Raw genomic sequence first — 19,309 nt, 5'->3', positions numbered from 1 at the left:
CCGGCCGATCTTGGCGTAGTACGACGCGTCGAGGTAGCCGTGCTCGGTCGCGGGGTGACGCCACGAACCCGCGTAAACCGACGTGCTGCCCGCTTGCATGAAGGCGACGAGTGCCATTTGCCGAGTAGTCATTACTGATGTCTAACATCTGATATATTAGATTTCAAGTCCCGGCCTCCCTCCAGCCTTTAAGGTCTTCGCCATGGCTCCGAACGACGGTGTTGATATCGGCGGCACGGTCCGTGAGCGCGCCGCGCGCGAGTTGCGCGACCGCATCCTGACTGGCACGTTGCCCGCCGGCACCCGCCTGGACCTCGACGCGATCACCAAGGAATTCGCCACCAGTCGCACCCCTGTCCGCGAGGCGCTGCTGGAGTTGTCCTACGACGGGTTGGTGCGCGTTGCGCCGCGCAGCGGCATCACCGTAATCGGCATGACCCCGCAAGACGTTCTGGACAGCTTCACGATTCTCGGGGTGTTGACCGGCCAAGCGGCAGCATGGGCCGCCGAACGGGTCTCTGATCGTGGGATCGATCAACTGCGTTCGCTGGCAATGGAATTCGAGATGCACACCGGAGAAGCCGCCGTCGACGCCAACTGGCGTTTCCACGGCGAGATTCATCGGGCCGCTCATTCGCGACGGTTGATGGCGCAAATTCGGCAAGCCGTCCGGGTGGTTCCGTCGAACTTCTTCGCGATGTTCCCCGAGCATGAGCACAACGCACTCGACGAACATCAGGCACTGGTGGCGGCCCTGGCCGATCGCGACTCCGACAAAGCCCGCGACATCGCCGAACGACACGTCCTCGACGCGGGCCGATCACTGGCCGTCCGACTGGAGCAGGCGTACCACAGCAGCACCAGCAACCGCATCAGTCACTGAGTTGGGGACAGGCTCTTTTTCCGTTTTATGACCGCGGGCGCTATCACTGGCCGGTGATATCGCCGGTGGTGATGTTGTGGAAAAAGAGTGCCGACCGAGAGAGGTTGCCGATGTGACCGGTGTGACTAACCACGCCGTCGGCGAATGATTGCCCGCAACTTCTCCAGGCGCGACCCGATTTCGCGTTCCGCCCCACGGCCGGTAGGCAGGTAGTAGTCGACGCCGATCAGCTCATCAGGCGGATATTGTTGCGGCACAACGCCATCTGGATCATCATGGGCATACTTGTAGCCCTGGGCGTTGCCCAGCGACGCGGCGCCCGAGTAGTGGCCGTCGCGCAGATGCGGCGGCACCAGCCCGGCCTTGCCGGCGCTGATGTCTCCCATTGCTGCCCCGATCGCGGTGGTGACGGCGTTGGACTTCGGCGCCGTCGCCAGGTAGACGGTGGCATGCGCCAGGGTCAGTTTGGCCTCGGGCATGCCGATCAACGCGACCGTCTGCGCCGCGGCGACCGCGGTCTGCAGCGCCAGCGGGTCAGCCATTCCGATGTCTTCGCTGGCCAAGATCACCAGCCGCCGCGCGACGAACCGTGGGTCCTCGCCGGCCACCAGCATCCGGGCCAGGTAGTGCAATGCGGCATCGACGTCGGAGCCGCGGACCGATTTGATGAAGGCGCTGATCACGTCGTAGTGCTGATCGCCGTCGCGGTCGTAACGGACCGCGGCCTTGTCCATCGACTGTTCGATGGTCTCGACCGTGACCTGCTCCGCTACCTCGGCCGCCACCTCCAACGCCGTCAGCGCCCGCCGGGCATCCCCCGCCGCGAGTCTGACCAACAGGTCGACCGCCTCGGGCGTCACCGCTACCCGGCCGCCGAGGCCGCGTGGATCGTCGATGGCGCGCCGTACCACCGCACGGACCGCGTCAGCGGTCAGCGGATGCAGTTGCAGGATCAGCGATCGCGACAACAAGGGCGCGACCACGGAAAACGACGGATTCTCGGTAGTCGCCGCAACCAGTAGAACGACCCGGTTCTCGACAGCGGCCAGCAACGCGTCCTGCTGAGTCTTGGAAAACCGGTGCACCTCGTCGATGAACAGCACCGTCTGCTGACCGTGCGCCGCGGCGCGTCGCGCGGTATCGATCACGGCCCGGACTTCCTTGACCCCCGCCGACAAAGCCGACAGCGCCTCGAACCGGCGGCCGGTGGCCTGCGACACCAGCGACGCCAGGGTGGTCTTCCCGCTGCCGGGTGGGCCGTAAAGAATGGCCGACGCCATCCCCGAACCTTCGACCAGTCGCCGCAGCGGAGACCCGGGCTGCAGCAGGTGATCTTGGCCCACGACCTCCTCGAGAGTCGACGGACGCATCCGAACCGCCAGTGGCGCCCCCGCCGCACGTCCCCGCGCAGGCTCGCCGAGACCGTCCTCGTCGGGGACGTCGAATAGACCCTCAGACACGGTTCAGGCATACCACGCCGACACGACACGTAAGCGCCCACGGTGAGGTCACAGCGCCATTGACGAATACTTGCTAAGTTCGCCAAAGCGCACGCCTGGACAACATCCGACGACGAGGCAGGAGCGGCCATGAGCCAACCTCCGGAGCACCCCGGCTATCCCAATGAGCCGTACGGGGGAAACCCCAACCCGGGCGACTATCCGCCTCCGCCCGGATACGGACCGCCGCCGGGCTACGGCGCGCCGCCACCTCCTCCCCCCGGCTACGGACCGCCGCCGGGCTACGGACCCCCGCCCGGCTACGGACCTCCCCCCGGCTACCCGCCACCACCTCCCGGCTACGGGCCGCCGCCCGGTTACCCGGCTTATGCCGGATACGGACCGCCACCCGGGTCGGGATTCGACGTCGGCGAAGCGTTCAACTGGGCGTGGAACAAGTTCAGCAAGAACCTCGGCCCGCTGGTGCTGGCGGCGTTGATCTACGGCGTGATCGGCGTGGTCGTTCACGGTCTGGTGTTCGTGTTGCTGGGGGGCGCCACAGCCGATACCGCGGCGGACGGCGACTACGGCGCCTCATTCGCGGCGAGTCTGGGCGCGGGCGGCATGCTCGTGCTGTTCATCGTGTCGTTCGTCTTCGGCATCTTCGTGCAGGCCGCGTTCTTGTCCGGCGGGCTCGACCTCGCCGACGGCAGGCCGGTCACGGTGGCCTCGTTCTTCAAGCCGCGCAACTTCGGCAACGTGGTGCTGGCCGGCGCGCTGCTGAGCGTGATCAGCTTCGTCCTGGATCTGATCTCGCTGCCGGGTTACATGTTTGCGTTGCTGTCGTTCGTCGCGATCATCGTGTTCAGCTTCTTCGCGCTGTTCACCATCGCGTTTGCGACCGACCGTGCGCTGCCGCCCATCGACGCGCTGAAGGCCAGCGTCAGCACCGTTCGGTCGCACGTCGGCGACACCTTGCTGTCTTTCTTGGTGCAGACTCTTTTGGTGATCGTGGGCTTACTCGCCTGCGTCGTGGGCATTCTGCTGACCGGCCCCTTGGCGCTGCTGATCCAGGTGTACACCTACCGCCGGCTCTCCGGCGGCCCGGTTGCACCGCCCACGCTCTAGCGCCGGCGGCGCCACGACGCGCATCACGGCTGGGTGACGAAGTCGATCAGCTCTTCCACCCGGCCGATCAACGCGGCGTCGAGGTCGGTCCAGTCGCGAACCTTCCCGCGGATGCGGCGCCACGCGGCGGCGATGTCGGCCTGGTCGGCGTGCGGCCAGCCGAGGGCCTGGCAGATTCCGTGCTTCCACTCAACACCGCGCGGGATCACCGGCCACTCCGTCAACCCGAGCCGGGCCGGTTTGACGGCCTGCCAGATGTCGACGAACGGGTGGCCCACGACCAGCGTGTGTGCGCCGGCCCGGCTGCGCTGCACCGCGTCGGCCAGTCGCGATTCTTTCGAGCCCGCCACCAGGTGGTCGACCAGCACGCCCAGCCGTCGTTGCGGTCCGGGCCGGAACTGCTCGACGATGCCGACCAGATCGTCGACGCCGCCGAGGTATTCGACCACCACACCCTCGACCCGTAGGTCGTCGCCCCACACCTGCTCGACCAGTTCGGCGTCGTGGCGGCCCTCCACATAGATGCGGCCGGTGCGGGCAACGCGGGCCCGCGCGCCAGTCACCGCCACCGATCCCGACGCCGTCCGGGCCGTGGCCTTGGGCGGCGCAGCCCGAGGCGCGATCAGAATCACCGGTTTGCCGTCGACCAGGTATCCCGGGCCGACCGGAAACGGCTTGCGGCGGCCGTGGCGGTCCTCGAGCTGCATCCGGCCGTACTCGACAGCGACCACCGCGCCGACATAACCGGTCTGCGCGTCTTCCACGACCATGCCCAGTTCAATGGGCATGTCGGTGGACCGGGGATTGCGTGCGTTGTGCGGGTCACGTGCTAGAACATCCGGACCGTACCGATCATTCACCCGAGCGATCCTAGGAAAGCGCAACAGTCAAACCCGGTTACGCCACTCCGCCGACACCACACCGAAATCCGGCCTTGGCTGCGCTGCGACCCGGTTGCCGGTGTGATGTGATTTGCGACTATGACCATCAACGTGGCGTTGGAGCTCGAGCCTGCCGCCATTGGAGAGGTGCAGGTGCGAAATTCCACAAGCGTCGGCGCGCCGGGCATCCTCGATCCGCGGCGCGTGCGTACCGTCCTGCGATGATGGCTTCGACAGAAATGGCAGTCCGCCCACGCGACCCGGCAGCGTCGCAAGACCGCACCGACGTCGACCGACTGCTGGCCGGGTATCGCAGCGCCCGTGCTCAGGACGCGCTGTTCGACTTGCGCCCACCGTCTCTTCAAGGGCCGCTCATCGGCTACGACGAGTTCCTCGACGAGACCGGCGGAGTTCGCCCGGCATGGGCCGACCTCGCGGACGCGGTGGGTGACCGTGGAAAAGCCGGCCTGCATCGGCTCTGCTCGGCGGTCCGCCAACTCGTCGACAACGACGACATCACCTACACCCTCGTCGACCCCGCCGGCGGGCACGGTGAGCCGCGACCGTGGCGTCTGGACCCGCTGCCACTGGTGGTCTCGGCACCCGACTGGGACCTGCTCGAGACCGGGCTGGTGCAGCGCTCCCGGGTTCTCAATGCCGTCCTGGCCGACTTGTACGGCAATCGACGCTCGCTCACCGAAGGCGTGCTGCCCCCGGAGTTGTTGTTCGCCCATCCCGGCTATGTGCGCGCCGCCGACGGGATCGAGGTGCCCGGGCACCATCAGCTTTTCATGCACGCCTGCGATGTCAGCCGGCTCCCCGACGGTAGCTTCGGAGTCAACGCCGACTGGACCCAGGCCCCGTCCGGCGCAGGGTATGCGCTCGCCGATCGACGGGTGATGGCGCAAGCCCTGCCCGACCTGTACGAAAGGGTCGGGCCGCGGCCCACGACACCGTTCGCGCAGGCGTTGCGGCTGGCGCTGATCGACGCGGCGCCCGACGGCGTGCAAGACCCGGTAGTCGTCGTACTGAGCCCCGGCATCTACTCCGAAACCTCCTTCGATCAGGCGTATCTCGCGACACTGCTGGGCTTCCCGTTGGTGGAGAGCGCGGACCTGACGGTTCGCGACGGGAAGTTGTGGATGCGCTCGCTGGGCACACTCAAGCGTGTCGACGTGGTCTTCCGCCGCATCGATGCCACCTACACCGATCCACTCGATCTGCGCGCCAACTCGCGGCTGGGCGTGGCCGGGCTGATGGAGGCGCAGCACCGCGGCACGGTGACCGTGGTGAATACAGTCGGCAGCGGAATCCTGGAAAGTGCTGGTCTGCAACGGTTCCTACCCCAATTGGCTACCCGACTCCTCGGCGAATCGCCGTTGCTGCCCAGCGCACCGAGCTATTGGGGTGGCATCGACAGCGAACGATCGCACCTGCTGGCCAACCTGTCATCGTTGTTGATCAGGCCGACCATCGGCGGGCAGACCCTTGTCGGGCCGGCGCTTTCGTCCGAGCGCCTCGCCGACCTGGCTGCCGCGATCAGCGCGATGCCGTGGCAATGGGTCGGCCAGGAACTGCCGCAGTTTTCGTCCGCGCCCACCAGCAGCGCCGGCGAACTCTCGGCGGGCGGGGTGGGTATCCGCCTGTTCACGGTGGCTCAACGCGGGGGGTACGCACCGATGCTGGGCGGCCTCGGCTACGTGCTCGCCCAGGGTCCGGCGGCCTACACGTTGAAAACCTTTGCTGCCAAGGATATCTGGGTTAAGCCTACCGACAGGTTGCGAACTGAGGCCGTCACGTTGCCGACGCCGGAAACGTCCGCGAAGGCGGGCGCGGGCACGTTGGGCGTCAGCTCGCCGCGGGTGCTGTCGGACCTGTTCTGGATGGGTCGCTACGGAGAGCGCGCCGAGAACATGGCCCGGTTGCTGATTGCCGCTCGGCGGCGTTACTACGAATTCCGGCACCGTCAGGAGATTTCGGAAAGCCAGTGCGTCCCTGTCCTGATGGCAGCGCTGGACCGCATCACCGGAACCGACCCCGGTGCCGGAGACCAGGCCGAGACCATTGCGACCGCACCGTCGACACTGTGGTCGCTGACGATGGACCGCGACCGCCCCGGATCATTGGCGCAATCGGTCGACCGGCTGGCGCTGGCCGCCAGAGCGGTGCGCGACCAATTGTCCAGCGACACCTGGGGTGTGCTCGCCGGTGTCGAGCGTGCGCTGGCGCATGACGCCGAACCGCCAGATTCGCTGGCCGAGGGCGGCGCAATGCTGGAGACGGCGCAGTCGCAGACCTTGATCGGGATGCTGACCCTGGCAGGCGTGTCCGCCGAGTCCATGGTGCAGGACGTCGGCTGGTCCATGATGGACATCGGCAAGCGGATCGAACGTGGGCTGGGCCTGACCGCCCTGCTGAACGCCACGTTGACCACCGTCCTGGCGCCGGCCGCCGAGCGGACCGTCATCGAATCGACGCTGATCGCAACGGAATCCGCGGTCATCTACCGCCGTCGCACGGCCGGCCAGGTCAACGTGGCCGCGCTGGCGGAGCTGATGCTGTTCGACTCGACGAACCCCCGGTCGCTGGTGTACCAGCTGGAGCGGCTGCGAACCGATCTCGGCGACCTGCCCGGCTCGTCGGGGTCGTCACGCCCGCAGCGGATGGTTGCCCAGGTCAGCACCCTGCTGCGACGCTCGCATCCCGCTGAGCTGGAAGTGGTCTCGCCCGACGGACGCCGCGACAAGTTGGCCGAACTGCTCACCACCACCCATAGCGCCTTGCGCGAACTGGCCGAGGTCATCACCGCAACTCAACTGGCCCTGCCGGGCGGCACCCAACCGCTGTGGGGTGGCGACGAGCGGCGGACGATGCCGTGACCGGCGCGCTCACGCGCTGAGCGTGCCGGACCTACCCGATGCCGCGGTCACCTCGTCGATGACCGAGTGGATGAATTTCATCTTCTCCAGCACCGCGACTGGCAGCACAAACGGATACAGGTCGTCGTGGCCCATCGACCGGTTCACCATGTTCAGTGACCAGGACACCGGAAGCCACATGTCGATGATCGTCATGAATGCGCTGGGACCCAGCACCGGCCGATCGAAGGTGGCCGTCGCCGGCGCGAAGCCCGACCATGCCGCGGTGTCCAGCGTGTCCCGAATGTGCAGGTAGTGCGCGAACGTCTCCGCCCAGTCTTCGGCCGGATGCATTGTCGCGTAGGACGACACGTACGTCAGCTCCCAGCCCGCCGGCGCGCCCTCGCTGTAGTGCCGGTCCAGGGCCGCCTGATAGTCGGCATTCGGGTCACCGAACAGTTCGTTGAAACGCGCGACGAACGCAGCCGACGGTGTAATCAGCCGGTAGTAGTAGTAATGCCCAATCTCGTGCCGGAAGTGCCCGAGCAGGGTGCGGTAGGGCTCGTCCATCTCGACCCGCAACTGCTCGCGGTGCACATCGTCGCCCTCAGCCAGATCCAGTGTGATGACGCCGTTTTGGTGCCCAGTCGTCACCGACACATGCGCACTGGACAGCAGCCGGAACGCGAGGCCGTAGTCGGGGTCCTGGGCACGCCCGACGATCGGCAGCTTCAACTCGTGGAGTTCGGCGATAAGCCTGCGCTTGGCGGCCTCGGCGCGCGCGAATTCGGCCAACCCTCCGGGGTCGGCGTCGTTGGGCCGTTCGCTGGTGAGCACACACGAGCTACACAGCCAGGTCGGCGTGCGTATCGGAACCAGCCAATTGCATTCTGCGAGATTGCGATTGGCACACAGTTCGTACTTGCCGGCACTGACGAATCCGGCGCGGGCCGCGTCATCGCCGGTGGTGATCACCAGCAGTGCCATCTCCTCGAGCGAGAAGCCCAGCGCACTGCCGCACGCCAGGCAGGCCGAGTTCTCGAACGTCAGCCGCTGTCCGCAATTGGGGCAGTGGAAATCACGCATACATTTCGCCACCTTCGTAGGGTGCGACGTCGACCGCGACGTCGATCACGCTGTTCTTGGCATTGGTGTAGATGATGCCGCGCAACGGCGGTACGTCGGCGTAGTCGCGGCCCCGCCCGACGATGATGTATCGCTCGTCGACCATCTGATCGTTGGTGGGATCGAGTCCCAGCCACTCGAATCGGCCGGGCGGCTGCGGCGTCCACACCGCCGCCCAGGCGTGCGTGGCGTCGATACCGATCATGCGGTCCTTCCCCGGGGGCGGGACGGTGGCCAGGTAACCGGAGACGTAGCTGGCCGCCAACCCGTTGGCGCGCAGACAGGCGATCGCCAGCCTAGCGAAGTCCTGACATACCCCTTCCCGCGCTTCTAGAACCTCGTCGACGCCAGTCGACACCGTCGTCGACCCGGAGCGATAGGTGAAGTCGGTGTAGATCCGCGTGGTGAGGTCACGCAGCACCGCGACGAGCGGTCTACCGGGCTCGAAACTCGGCGCGGCGTACTCCCGCACTGCGTCGGTGATCTCGGGCGGGTTCAGGTCGAGCGTGAACTCGGACGCCAACGCACCGCGCACGCCGACCGGGCGGGCGTGCTCCCAGGGGTCTAGCGCCGGCCCGGCACCCCAGCGCTCGGGCGGCGCCGGATACACCTCGACGATGGACTCACTGGTGACTGTCAGCGCGCGATGTGGCTCGGTGACATGGAAGTACGAACTGATGTTTCCGTAGGTATCCGGGCTCGTCGAGCTGTCGGCCGGCGTCGGCGAGATCCGCAAGTCGTGGAACAGGCAGTGTTGCCGCGGCAGATCGCGCGGAGTGAGAAAGCCGCGACCGTACGAACTCGTCACCACGTCTGAGTACCGGTACTCGGTGCGATGGATGATCCGGTAGCGGGCACCCCGCGCCGGCGGATGATGATCCGGGGGCCGCTCCGGATCATTGGCCTGGCTCGGCGACGTCACGCTGCAACATTAGTGACGCTAGGGGCGGCGCGCAGCCGCGCAGCCCGACGTACTCCACACGCTGTCCCAGCAAGCCCCCCAAAACGCCTGGTCCGGGAGTTTTTCGGAACGTCCGAGGAACGCGTCGGTCCGCACTTGATATCACTTGAGTAACAGCAGCATCACATGTCACTCTAGTTCACTCCATCACGGCTAGATAACTTCTTACTCATATAACTCACTAGTTATAAACTGCACCAATTATCTCAGTAGTTTACTCTGATTAACATGAGCAACGTAAAACGCGTTATTAAACTTTAATCTCATTGATTACTAAAGCCCCACTCATTGACTCCTTTCACGCTGACTTGTTAGACCTGTTAAATGAGTCATTTAGCTGGGCTACTGAGCACACTGTGCAAGCACGTGGCGATAGCCACCCTGGTGGTCCTGGGCATGACACTGCTGGTCGATCCGACCACCGGCGTGGCTTACGCAGACGGGATGAACTGGGACGCCGTGGCACAGTGCGAATCGGGCGGCAACTGGCACGCCAATACGGGCAACGGGTTCTACGGCGGGCTGCAGTTCAAGCCCTCTACCTGGGCCGCCAACGGCGGCATCGGCGACCCGGCGACGGCCCCGCGCGAAGAACAGATCGCCGTGGCCAACCGGGTACTGGCCACCCAGGGGCCCGGCGCGTGGCCCAAATGCGGTGGCAATGGCCAACTGTTCCCGATCCAGATCGTGAACCTCTTCTTGCACCCGGTGCGGGGCACGCTGTCGACGCTGTGGTCTCTGGTACCGCACTGAGCCGTGCACGGACGGCGTGACCACCCCGTGATAGGTGCCGTGATAGCCCCGTAACCGTGAGTTTCGAGGGGTCGGTTGACGGGCTAACTACCGGGCGGGGCTAACTGTTCAGGCTGTGCGGGCTGCGAGCACGGGGATACCGCCGAGATCGAAGCCAGCGCCGAGCTGCCGGGGGCGGGGCTAGCGTCGATCTCGATTCACCTCGGGCACCACATCGATGCCCGATTCCTTGCGCTGCTGCGCCGTGATCGGCGCGGGGGCATCGGTCAACGGGTCGACGCCGCCGCCGGACTTGGGGAAGGCAATCACCTCGCGGATCGAATCCGACCCGGACAGCAGCTGCACGATCCGATCCCAGCCGAACGCAATGCCGCCGTGTGGCGGGGCGCCGAAGGTGAACGCGTCCAACAGGAATCCGAACTTCTCTTGCGCCTCGGCAGCACCGATGCCCATCATCGCGAACACGCGTTCCTGCACGTCACGACGGTGGATACGAATGGAGCCGCCACCGATCTCGTTGCCGTTGCACACGATGTCGTAGGCGTCGGCCAGTGCGCTGCCCGGGTCGCTGTCGAAGGTGGCCTCCGAGTCGGACTTCGGTGCGGTGAACGCATGATGCACCGCGGTCCAGGCACCGCTGCCCAGCGCGACATCGCCGGCGGCGGCGGCGTCGTCGGCCGGCTCGAACAACGGGAAGTCGACGACCCAGGTGAACGCCCAGGCGTTCGGATCGATCAGGTCGAGCCGCTTCGCGATTTCGTCCCGCGCCGCACCCAGCAGCGCACGAGACGCTTTCGCCGGCCCCGCCGAGAAGAAGATGCAGTCGCCGGGTTGCGCGCCGACGTGCGCGGCCAGGCCGTCGCGTTCGGCGTCGGACAGGTTTTTGGCCACCGGACCGCTCAGCGTGCCGTCGTCGCCGACCAGCACATAGGCCAGACCCTTGTGGCCGCGCTGTTTGGCGAACTCTTGCCAGCCGTCCAGCGTCCGGCGCGGCTGCGACGCCCCGCCCGACATCACCACCGCACCCACGTAAGGCGCCTGGAAGACGCGAAACGTGGTGTCGGAGAAAAACTCTGTGCATTCGACGAGTTCAACCCCGAACCGTAGGTCAGGTCGATCCGTGCCGAAGCGTCGCATCGCCTCGGCATAGCTGATGCGCGGTATCGGAGTGGGGAGGTCGTAGCCGATCAATGCCCACACCGCTGTGAGCACCTGCTCGGCGGTGGCGATGACGTCGTCGGCCTCGACGAAGCTCATCTCCATGTCGAGCTGGGTGAATTCCGGCTGGCGGTCGGCGCGGAAATCCTCGTCGCGATAGCAGCGGGCAATCTGGTAGTAGCGCTCCATGCCGGCCACCATCAGCAGCTGCTTGAACAGCTGCGGGCTCTGCGGCAAGGCGTAGAAGGAGCCGGGCTGCAGCCTGGCCGGGACCAAAAAGTCGCGCGCACCTTCCGGCGTCGAACGCGTCATGGTCGGGGTCTCGATCTCGACGAAGTCCCGCGCGGCCAGCACGCCGCGCGCGGCGGCATTCACCTTGGAGCGCAACCGAATCGCGTTGCCCGGGCCGTCGCGGCGCAGGTCGAGGTAGCGGTAGCGCAGCCGCACTTCCTCACCGGCGGGCTCGTCGAGCTGAAACGGCAGCGGCGCGCACTCCCCCAACACCGTCAGCGACGTCGCGTTGACCTCGATCTCGCCGGTGGCGATCTCGGAGTTGGCGTTGCCCTCCGGGCGGATCTCCACCACACCCTGGATCGCCACACAGAACTCGGCGCGCAGCCGGTGAGCCTGGGCCAGCACGTCGGTAGCACGAAACACCACCTGCGACACCCCCGTGGCGTCGCGCAGATCGATGAAGATCACCCCGCCGTGGTCGCGGCGGCGCGCGACCCAACCGGCCAGCGTCACCTGATGCCCGGCGTCGGTGGCCCGCAATGAACCGGCGGCATGGCTGCGCAGCACAAATACTCCTTGTCAGCGGTGGGAAGTACAGCTCAGTCTAGAGGCGGGTAGTTTCAGTGCTCGTCATGGATATTGCAGTTGTCGGTCCAGGAGCCGTCGGTACGACGGTGGCCGCCTACCTCGCCGCCGCCGGTCACGACGTTCTGGTCTGCGGCCGGACGCCGCGAGCCCGGATCGAACTGCGGCCCGACTGCGCCGATCCGATCGTCGTGGCCGGGCCGGTGCGCACCGATCCCGCCACGATCACGGCCCCGGTCGGCGTGGTGCTGCTGGCAGTCAAAGCCACCCAGAACGCCGACGCAGCACGGTGGTTGGGCCGGTTGTGCGATGCGGACACCACTGTCGTCGTCCTGCAGAACGGCGTCGAACAGGTCGAGCAGGTACAGCCGCGCTGTCCGACCTCGACCGTCATCCCCGGCATCGTCTGGTTTTCGGCGGAGACTCAGCCCGACGGCTGGGTGCGACTGCGCACCGAGGCGCGGCTGACGCTACCGACCGGGCCCGCGGCCACGACCTTCGCCGAATTGTGGCGCGCGGCGGGCGGTGTCGCCGACTGCGACCCCGACTTCGTCACCGCCGCGTGGCGCAAGCTGCTGGTCAACGCGGTGGCCGGGCTGATGGTGCTCACCGGCCGGCGATCGGGCATGTTCCGTCGCGACGACCTCGCCGACCTGGCGCAGCGCTACGCCGCAGAGTGCGTCGCCGTCGCGCGCGCCGAAGGCGCCCGGCTGGCCGACGACGTCGCCACCGGCACCGTGGAGATGTTCCGCGCGGCGCCCAGCGACATGGGCACCTCGATGCTGGCCGACCGCGAGGCCCGTCGCCCGCAGGAGTGGGACATCCGCAACGGGGTGATCATCCGTAAGGCCCGCGCCCACGGGATCCCAACGCCGATCAGCGACGTCCTCGTCCCGCTGCTGGCCGCGGCCAGTGACGGCCCCGGTTAGCAAGCGTCCGGGGCGACTCAGAACAGGCTGGACAACAGCGCCGCAGCCTGGGGGAACAGATCGGCGAACGCGCCGCTGTCGAGCGCTGCCGAGGGATCGAGACCGCCGAGGAGGTCAGCGGCGGCCGTCGACGCCCCAGGGTCGGCGAAGTTCGTCGACGAATCGGAGGCTAAAGCCGCGGCCGCGTCATAGGTGTCGGGAACGTTGACATCCCCGAACGGGGTCACGAAGGTATCGGTGATGGTGTTCGCGCCGCCGGTCGTCGAAGGGATGTCGGAGTAGATGTTCTGGTAGCCGTCACCATAGTTGTAAACCTCGAACACCGAGCCGTCCGGCGGAGCGTCCCCGGTCGACGAGGTGACCACGAGTTGTTCCTGGGTGGTGTCACCGAAGATGATCGTGCTCTGTGCCACGTCGGCGTCGAAGGTTCCGGTCTGGCCGGTGGCTGTGTCGGTGTAGTCGAACGACTGAGTTCCCTGAACGTCGATGTCCTCGGGCTGAATGCCGTCGATTCCGTCGATCGTTCCCGCGCCGGCCGGGGTGATGTCGTATGCGTTGGGCAGGTCGATGGCCGTTCCGACCGGCGCGGTTCCGCCGAGTTCATCGGCGAGACCGGCGGCCGCGTCGAAGTCGACGGGAATGACGGACGAGCCGTAGGGGCTGACCACGGTGTCGGTGACCGTGTCCGCGCCACCCGTCGTCGAGGGGATGTCGGAGTAGACGTTATAGGTGCTGTCTTCACCGGCGGTGCCGGTGAAGAAATAGTCGTACACCGACCCGGCCGACGGGGCGTCGCCGCTGGACGAGGTGACGAGGAGATCCTGGGTGGAGTTACCCGCGGCATCGGAGCTGTTGGCCACGTCGGCGGTGAAGGACCCGATCTGGGTGCCGCTCGAGTTGTCGACGTCGAATGTCTGGACTCCCAGCAGGTCGTAGTCCGCGGGCGGAATCCCGTTGACTCCGTTGACGGTTTCCGGACCGGACAAGACGAATGTGTCGTCGGTGAAGCCGGCCCCCGCCCCGGCGGTGCTCACCGGGGCGACGGTGCTGATCGCGTCATACGTGGTGGGAATGTCGAGGCCGGCCACGGTATAGGACATCTGGTCGCCAGTGGAGGTGGGGATGTCGGAGTAGACCACCGGGATGCCGCTGCTGTAGGTGTAGGTGTCGAAGACCGACCCGACCGGCGGAACGTCCCCGGCGGCGGTGCCGACGTTGGTGGCTGCGCCGTCGGAGGTGACCAGGATTTCCTGGTTGGTGTCACCGAACACATCGGTGGTATTCGTCACGTCGGCGGTGATAGTCCCGACCTGAGTGCCGCTCGCGTTGTCGACGTCTAAAGTTTCGGTGCCCTGAACGCTTCCGCCCGCCGCCGGCGGAACCTCGACCGAGAAGTTGCGGACCCCGCCATCCGCTACGGTGTCGGCGGCACTGGGAACGAGGTCGTAGTTTCCGTAGTCGTCGGCGTTGGCGACCGCCAAGGGAAGCAAGGCCAGGCCCAGCAGTCCGCCGGCGGCCGTTCCGATCTTGCCGACACGACGCGTCCTCGACGTCGCCGAGCCTGCGGCCAAGCGCACTCGCGGATCGACAAGTGAAGGACCCGAAAGCTTTTCGCGCTTCGCGATCGCGCGCTTACCCATGTTGGTGATCCTTTCGGTGTCCATCGCTGGTCGACGAGAGCCCGTATGCGTCGTAGACGAACCCCAGGTCTGCCCGGATCCGCTCGGGGCTCAGACCGAACTGCGCGGGCGAATGCCCGTGCTTGCTGGTGTAGTTGCGCTGCCGCTCCGCTTGCGCGTGCACTTCCTCGACGAATGCCGCCGACGGCTTGATCTCGACGAACTCGAGGATGCGCTCCATCGTCGGTTCGAGGTCGTTGATCAGGTCCTCATAGCGCACGATGCACAGATTGCGTTCGGGAATCTTGCCGGCCGCATGAGCGTCGTGGAAGTGGCGCAGCATGTCGCACGATGCCTGGTACATGTTCTCCACCCAGCGGCGCTGGTCTTCGTCGGTGGTGCGGTTCCACACGTCGAAGGCGTTTTCCAGCACGCTCGCCAGCAGGGACATTCCCGACGGGATGACCTCGACGGGGTCGCGGACGACGTAGACGAGCTTGCAGTCCGGGTAACGCCGCAACACCGCGTCCAGGCGCATGGTGAGCATGCTGGTCTTGGCCAGCACGCGGCCGGCGCCCTTGAGCGTCAGGTTGCGCCGCCAGCAGGCGTCGTAGTAGTCGAAGAAACGCGCTTCCTCACCCGGCGTCACCCCATCGATCGCGAACTCTCGGCGCGACAATTCACTTCCCCAGGTGTCTTGCCAGGCAAGGAAATAGGCCCACGCGAACGGTCCTGCCATGGTCCGGAAAAACCAGGCCACGTCGTCGGTTTCGATGCCGCGCAGGCTGGTGTCGTGCACGTCGGATGGGTGGTAGCGGGCCGGTGACAGCTTGTCGAGCCTGGGCACGATACCGCCCAGCAGTTTACGTGCGGTGATCGCGGGAAACAGCATCTCCCACAACTCGAGAGCGGCCATGTCGCCCGCACCGAGCAGGAAGCGGTGCAGAAACGTCGTACCGCTGCGGGGATTACCGATGATGAAGATCGGCCGGTCGATCGCCTGCTTGCGATGCCGCGGGAACAAGATGTGGTCCAGCCCAAGCGTCGTCGCCGAAATCGCTTGGCGCACCTGAAGGAGCACGAAAGCGCCTAAAGGCTTGAACCACGACCCAAACGTCTGGCCGAGCACCTTGTAGACACGCAGATAACGCCCCACCTAGCCCTCCCACACCGCCGAGGCACACACTATCGTGAAACCCGATGCGGCGCTGGTAAACACGAGCTTGTCGCCATCGTTGACGGTACCGTGCTTGAGGCGGTGGTTGAGCGCGACAGCCCAGGAAGCGCTCGCGCTGTTTCCGTACAGCGAATGTGTGTGCACGCACGCCTCCGGACGCGCGCCGACTGCATCGAAAACGCGCTCCAGGATCGCTTGGCTCGGCTGGTGAAAGACGTAGTGGTCGACGTCTTCGGGCGCCCAACCGGCGTCGGTGAGGAGTTGCTGAACCTCGCCGGGCACGTGCACCGCAAGTGCGAAAAGCTCCTTCGAGCGAGAGAAGAAGGGACCGTCGACCGGCGCTGAGCACAGGTCGTAGTGCTCGGCCAATGTCTTGTGCCGGAAGCCCAACAGCCGTGCGCCTCCCGCTGCCAGCGACTCACGGGTGATGAGGAAGGCTGCGGCGGCGTTGCCCAGGGTGAGTCCTGCCGCGTAGTTCGCGACATCCTCGAGCGTCTGAAGGTCGTAGTTGACGTGGTCGCGCCAGAGCTCGCCGGCGCAGACCAGCGCGGTCTTGAGCTGCGGATGCAGCGCGAAGTAGCCGGCGACCACGTGGATCGCCTCGAGCAGACCGGCACAGGCACAGGTGACGTCGAATGCGTGCAGTGGTGTCGCGCCGAGGCGGCCGGCCACCTCGGCCGCGGTCGCGGGCTCGAAATTCTCGCGGGCGATTCCGCCGTACACCAAAAGGTCGACCTGCGACGCCTCCACGCCGCTCTCGAAGAGGCAGGCTGTCGCCGCCCGGGACGCGAACTCACCGGGCGAGAGCGCGTCGTCCGGGTCGATGTAGCGGACCTGGGTGTTACACCGGCCCAGCACGTATCGGACGCCCTGATTGATGGCTTCCCACTCGGATTCCGGACCGCGAAACGATTCACGAACGCGTGACAGCACCATGTCGTTGTCAACGGCGGTCTCGGGAAGGACGACAGAAGGCTTCGACAGATACATAGCCGGAAGCCGAGAAAGTTCACTGGTTCTCTGAGACATGAGGGTACCCCGTTCCCTGCAGGCCTACTGGGCGTGGCCTGGTGTCAGGGACTAAAGGTACCCTAAGCACTCCCGGAATACAGTGGATGTACGTGCGCGTGAGCGCTGCAGGCGCCACACCGGGACGCCGCCTTCGGCGGTGCCCCGGACTTCGCCGCTGGACGTGCGGGCGAACGCAGGAACTTCGGCAACCGCAGGCACGCCTGATTCGTAGTGTGCAAAGCTGATCTCGCCGGGCTGTCAGCCACGCCGAAAACCGCGACGGAGAGTGCGATGACCTTCAACGAGGGCATGCAGATCGACACCAGCACGACGGCATCGTCCGGCGGCGGCGGCGGGCGCGGAATCGCGATCGGCGGCGGACTCGGCGGGTTGTTGTTCCTCGTTGTCGCGCTGCTGCTCGGGGTCGATCCCGGCAAAGTAGCCACCCAACTGCCGGCGCCGAGTGCCGGCCAGGACGGCGCGCCCGGTTTCGACCTGAGCAAGTGTCGCACCGGGGCCGACGCCAACCGGTACGTGCAGTGCCGCGTGGTCGCCACCGGCAACTCCGTCGACGCCGTGTGGACGCAGCTGATGCGCGGATACACCCGGCCGCGGGTCCGGCTGTTCAGCGGACAGGTCAACACCGGCTGCGGAGCGGCCACCACCGAGGTGGGCCCGTTCTACTGCCCGGTCGATAAAACCGCCTACTTTGACACCGGCTTCTTCGACGTGCTGCGCACCCAATTCGGGTCCAGCGGTGGGCCATTGGCACAGGAATACGTGGTAGCCCACGAATTCGGACACCATGTGCAGAATCTGCAGGGATCACTCGGTCGCGCCCAGCAGGGCGCGCAAGGCGCCAGCGGTAACGGCGTGCGCACCGAACTGCAAGCCGACTGCTACGCCGGGGTGTGGGCCCACTACGCCTCCACCACCAAGCAGGAAAGCACCGGTGTTCCGTTCCTGGAACCGCTGAGCGACAAGGACATTGCTGATGCGCTATCGGCCGCCGCGTCCGTCGGCGACGACCGCATCCAAAAGGCGGCTACCGGGCGGGTGAACCCCGAGTCGTGGACGCACGGCTCTTCGGAGCAGCGTCAGCACTGGTTCACCGTCGGCTATCAAACCGGCGAACCCAACCAGTGCGACACCTTCCACGCGCCCAACCTGAATTAGCTCAGAACAGCTTCGTGCCGGACCCCGGCGTTGCCGGCGAGCGCAGCGCGTCGCGTTACGAAACCGGCAAATACGCTCATTGCCTGCCGCTCGCCGCCAATACGCCTGCGGTGAGCGGATTGTCATTTAAGCTGGATCCTCGTGACGTCTGATATCGATGGCTCAAAAGACAACAAGAATCTCAAGTGGGCCATGGGTGGGGTGGCCGCGGTTGCCGTCTTGGCGACGGTCGTCGCGGCCGTGTTGCTCTTCGGCGACGGGGGTTCCGCGGGGCCACAAGGCGGAGACAACGGGCCCGGCCAAGAGACGGCGGCCGTCGCCAGCGCGAAGGACACCGGGCCGGTGACGGTGATCACCGACGACCCCAGTTGTGTCGCGTGGACGTCGATCAACAACCAATTGGCCAACGGCGGACAGGGATTGTGGAATGACCGCGACCGGTCGGTGCCGGCCTCGGCGTGGAACCCGAAGCAGCGTGCACAGTTCATCGCGGCCGCGCAGTCGATGCGCAGCGCCGCCGCACAAACCGTCGGACTGGTCAAGCTGACGCCGCATCGCGTCATGCGCGAGCTCTACCAGCAGTTCATCGCTTATGCGCGCACATACTCCGAGCGGATCTCGAAGTATGTACCGGCGGACAACAATCTGGCCGGTGCGGCGAACAGCGCCTCCTCGACACTGGGCTCGATCTGCGCCGCCATCAGCGACGGTTCGGCCGCGGCACGGGGTCCGCTGGTGTCACCTTCGGCGCCGCCGTCCGACATCGCCCCGGTGGGCAACCTGGCGAGCCCAAACCCATTCCTCACCTCCGACAACAGTGTTTGCCCGGACTGGAAATCGGCGCTGGATCAATTCGGTCAACAGACCGCTCAATGGCAGCAAATGGATCCCAATATTCCGTCGATCTACTGGAACAAGGAGCAGAAGGCGGTCAACTACGCAGCGGGACCGGTGATGAACTCGTTCGCCGGGAAATTGGAACAGCTTGGCCGGCAAAGCGATAACGCCATCTGGCAGGACTTCGCCAATCTTTCGGCCCAGTACCGTCGCGCGTTCGTCACCGCTCTGCCGACGTACACGCCGACCGACAACCATCTTGCCAACGCCGCCAATTTCGCGTCGACAATAGTTCTCGGGGCTTGCGCGGCGGTTGCCGAGTAGGCCACCGGTCCGGCCCGGCCGTAGCGGATGCAGTCCGGCAGCTTGACGTCCGGCGCCACACCATGAGCAGACACAAGAAAACGCACCGGGCATCGCGATGCCCGGTGCGTTTCGCCCCCAACGGGGTTGGGTGTTAGGCCCAGCTGGAGCCGACGGCGGAGTCGGTGGAGGACATGTTGTTGCCGGCCGACTGAACTTTTTGGCCGTGGCTGTTGGCCTGTTCGTAGATGA

General features: G+C 66.1%; 15 protein-coding genes and 1 pseudogene. 7 read left to right on the top strand and 9 right to left on the bottom strand.

The features are described 5' to 3' along the window. Positions 1–202 precede the first annotated feature (202 nt). Entirely contained in the window at positions 203–883 is a 681-nt protein-coding gene (locus AC2VOG_RS13925; RefSeq protein WP_486940473.1) for a GntR family transcriptional regulator, read from the top strand. Positions 884–1,008: 125 nt separating this feature from the next. Here AC2VOG_RS13925 and AC2VOG_RS13920 read toward each other — a convergent pair whose 3' ends face one another. After that, positions 1,009–2,343 carry a replication-associated recombination protein A gene (locus tag AC2VOG_RS13920; RefSeq protein WP_486940472.1) on the bottom strand — a complete coding sequence of 445 codons (1,335 nt, stop codon included), beginning with the start codon at positions 2,341–2,343 and terminating at the stop codon, positions 1,009–1,011. Between the two features lie 129 nt (positions 2,344–2,472). On the opposite strand from AC2VOG_RS13920, the gene AC2VOG_RS13915 reads away from it, so the two are divergent. Beyond that, positions 2,473–3,450 (top strand): hypothetical protein, encoded by a 978-nt coding sequence (locus AC2VOG_RS13915; protein WP_486940471.1) that lies wholly within the window; start codon positions 2,473–2,475, stop codon positions 3,448–3,450. Positions 3,451–3,473: 23 nt separating this feature from the next. Here AC2VOG_RS13915 and AC2VOG_RS13910 read toward each other — a convergent pair whose 3' ends face one another. Further along, a complete protein-coding gene (locus AC2VOG_RS13910) occupies positions 3,474–4,310 on the bottom strand; it encodes a DUF3097 domain-containing protein (RefSeq protein WP_486940470.1) in 837 nt (278 codons plus the stop codon). Between the two features lie 260 nt (positions 4,311–4,570). On the opposite strand from AC2VOG_RS13910, the gene AC2VOG_RS13905 reads away from it, so the two are divergent. Then, positions 4,571–7,210: a circularly permuted type 2 ATP-grasp protein gene (locus tag AC2VOG_RS13905; RefSeq protein ID WP_486940476.1), complete on the top strand. Its 2,640-nt coding sequence runs from the start codon at positions 4,571–4,573 to the stop codon at positions 7,208–7,210. 9 nt (positions 7,211–7,219) lie between these two features. Here the strand turns inward: AC2VOG_RS13905 and AC2VOG_RS13900 are convergent, their stop codons facing one another. Next, positions 7,220–8,275: a zinc-binding metallopeptidase family protein gene (locus AC2VOG_RS13900; protein WP_486940469.1), complete on the bottom strand. Its 1,056-nt coding sequence runs from the start codon at positions 8,273–8,275 to the stop codon at positions 7,220–7,222. Next, positions 8,268–9,158: a transglutaminase family protein gene (locus tag AC2VOG_RS13895; RefSeq protein WP_486940475.1), complete on the bottom strand. Its 891-nt coding sequence runs from the start codon at positions 9,156–9,158 to the stop codon at positions 8,268–8,270. The genes AC2VOG_RS13900 and AC2VOG_RS13895 overlap by 8 nt, the downstream gene beginning before the upstream one ends. A gap of 513 nt (positions 9,159–9,671) precedes the next feature. Between AC2VOG_RS13895 and AC2VOG_RS13890 the strand changes: the two genes are divergently transcribed. Continuing rightward, positions 9,672–10,028 (top strand): transglycosylase family protein, encoded by a 357-nt coding sequence (locus AC2VOG_RS13890; RefSeq protein ID WP_486940474.1) that lies wholly within the window; start codon positions 9,672–9,674, stop codon positions 10,026–10,028. 180 nt (positions 10,029–10,208) lie between these two features. Here the strand turns inward: AC2VOG_RS13890 and aspS are convergent, their stop codons facing one another. After that, the gene (gene aspS, locus AC2VOG_RS13885; protein ID WP_486940468.1) at positions 10,209–11,987 is read right to left on the bottom strand and encodes an aspartate--tRNA ligase; all 1,779 of its coding nucleotides are present in this window, start codon (positions 11,985–11,987) and stop codon (positions 10,209–10,211) included. A gap of 65 nt (positions 11,988–12,052) precedes the next feature. On the opposite strand from aspS, the gene AC2VOG_RS13880 reads away from it, so the two are divergent. Beyond that, positions 12,053–12,934, top strand: a complete 882-nt coding sequence (locus AC2VOG_RS13880) for an oxidoreductase (protein ID WP_486940467.1) — start codon at positions 12,053–12,055, stop codon at positions 12,932–12,934. A 17-nt stretch (positions 12,935–12,951) separates the two neighbouring features. Here the strand turns inward: AC2VOG_RS13880 and AC2VOG_RS13875 are convergent, their stop codons facing one another. The 3 genes from AC2VOG_RS13875 to AC2VOG_RS13865 are packed head-to-tail and all read right to left on the bottom strand — an operon-like array spanning position 12,952 to position 16,759. Beyond that, the gene (locus tag AC2VOG_RS13875; RefSeq protein ID WP_486940466.1) at positions 12,952–14,574 is read right to left on the bottom strand and encodes a hypothetical protein; all 1,623 of its coding nucleotides are present in this window, start codon (positions 14,572–14,574) and stop codon (positions 12,952–12,954) included. Next, positions 14,567–15,709, bottom strand: a complete 1,143-nt coding sequence (locus AC2VOG_RS13870; protein WP_486940465.1) for a sulfotransferase family protein — start codon at positions 15,707–15,709, stop codon at positions 14,567–14,569. The genes AC2VOG_RS13875 and AC2VOG_RS13870 overlap by 8 nt, the downstream gene beginning before the upstream one ends. Beyond that, positions 15,710–16,759, bottom strand: coding sequence for a 3-oxoacyl-ACP synthase III family protein (locus tag AC2VOG_RS13865; protein ID WP_486940464.1), 1,050 nt, complete (start codon positions 16,757–16,759; stop codon positions 15,710–15,712). It abuts the gene before it with no gap. A 273-nt stretch (positions 16,760–17,032) separates the two neighbouring features. Between AC2VOG_RS13865 and ypfJ the strand changes: the two genes are divergently transcribed. Together ypfJ and AC2VOG_RS13855 are read left to right on the top strand one after the other, a co-directional pair. Beyond that, positions 17,033–17,917, top strand: coding sequence for a KPN_02809 family neutral zinc metallopeptidase (gene ypfJ, locus AC2VOG_RS13860; protein WP_486940463.1), 885 nt, complete (start codon positions 17,033–17,035; stop codon positions 17,915–17,917). Between the two features lie 141 nt (positions 17,918–18,058). Then, the gene (locus tag AC2VOG_RS13855) at positions 18,059–19,078 is read left to right on the top strand and encodes a hypothetical protein (RefSeq protein WP_486940462.1); all 1,020 of its coding nucleotides are present in this window, start codon (positions 18,059–18,061) and stop codon (positions 19,076–19,078) included. A gap of 133 nt (positions 19,079–19,211) precedes the next feature. Here the strand turns inward: AC2VOG_RS13855 and AC2VOG_RS13850 are convergent. Then, positions 19,212–19,309 (bottom strand): annotated as a pseudogene (locus tag AC2VOG_RS13850) (type VII secretion protein EsxI); the annotation flags it as partial.

The sequence above is a fragment of the Mycobacterium sp. TH-M11 genome (genome assembly GCF_057473725.1).
This window is presented reverse-complemented; position numbering and strand designations above follow the sequence as displayed.

Bases quoted from the DNA above. Each gene is read 5' to 3' on its own strand.
- AC2VOG_RS13925 (WP_486940473.1), top strand. From the start codon at position 203: ATGGCTCCGAACGACGGTGTTGATATCGGCGGCACGGTCCGTGAGCGC.
- AC2VOG_RS13915 (WP_486940471.1), top strand. From the start codon at position 2,473: ATGAGCCAACCTCCGGAGCACCCCGGCTATCCCAATGAGCCGTACGGG.
- AC2VOG_RS13905 (WP_486940476.1), top strand. From the start codon at position 4,571: ATGGCAGTCCGCCCACGCGACCCGGCAGCGTCGCAAGACCGCACCGAC.
- AC2VOG_RS13900 (WP_486940469.1), bottom strand. From the start codon at position 8,275: ATGCGTGATTTCCACTGCCCCAATTGCGGACAGCGGCTGACGTTCGAG.
- AC2VOG_RS13890 (WP_486940474.1), top strand. From the start codon at position 9,672: ATGACACTGCTGGTCGATCCGACCACCGGCGTGGCTTACGCAGACGGG.
- AC2VOG_RS13880 (WP_486940467.1), top strand. From the start codon at position 12,053: ATGGATATTGCAGTTGTCGGTCCAGGAGCCGTCGGTACGACGGTGGCC.
- AC2VOG_RS13875 (WP_486940466.1), bottom strand. From the start codon at position 14,574: ATGGGTAAGCGCGCGATCGCGAAGCGCGAAAAGCTTTCGGGTCCTTCA.
- AC2VOG_RS13865 (WP_486940464.1), bottom strand. From the start codon at position 16,759: ATGTCTCAGAGAACCAGTGAACTTTCTCGGCTTCCGGCTATGTATCTG.
- ypfJ (WP_486940463.1), top strand. From the start codon at position 17,033: ATGACCTTCAACGAGGGCATGCAGATCGACACCAGCACGACGGCATCG.